The organism is Chromobacterium piscinae (genome assembly GCF_021129175.1).
Classification (GTDB): Bacteria; Pseudomonadota; Gammaproteobacteria; order Burkholderiales; family Chromobacteriaceae; genus Chromobacterium; species Chromobacterium piscinae.
Window position 1 is genome coordinate 1 of record NZ_JAJOHV010000192.1, and the last position, 534, is coordinate 534.

The window sequence follows — 534 nt, forward strand, 5'->3', positions numbered from 1 at the left end:
GGCGTCGGCGTCGCCAGCCTGGGCGTCTGGCCCGGCGGCTGCACCAGCGCGCGCATCGGCGCGCCATTGCTTTGAATGATATAGTCGGGGGTTTGCGCCACGACCGGCGTCAGCCACGTCAGCAAGACGCCAACCAACAACAGCGGAGTCAGTCTTTGCATACCTCGTTCGCCCACCTTATCGATGCCGCCAGGGATAGTTTCCATAGCGGGACATTATATGTGGTGGCCACGCCCATTGGAAATCTGGCCGACATCAGCGCCCGCGCGCTGGCGTCGTTCGAGGCGGCCGACGTCGTCTGCGCCGAGGACACCCGCGTCACCGGCCAGCTGCTGTCCGCCTACGGCATCCGCGCCAAAAGGCTGGTCAGCCTGCGCGAGCACAACGAGCGCGGCATGGCGGAACAGGTGGTGCGCTGGCTGTCCGAAGGGCAGATCGTGGTGCAAGTGTCCGACGCCGGCACCCCGGCGGTATCCGACCCCGGCGCGCGGCTGGTGGAGGCGGTGCGCGCCGCCGGCCACCCGGTGCGCCCGC

Annotated in this window: 1 protein-coding gene; it reads left to right on the forward strand. The window is 68.7% G+C overall.

Annotated elements, in window-relative coordinates:
- Positions 1 to 179: 179 nt before the first annotated feature.
- Positions 180 to 534 (forward strand): SAM-dependent methyltransferase (locus LQR33_RS24155; protein ID WP_231470773.1); only part of this gene is annotated, 355 nt, incomplete at its 3' end.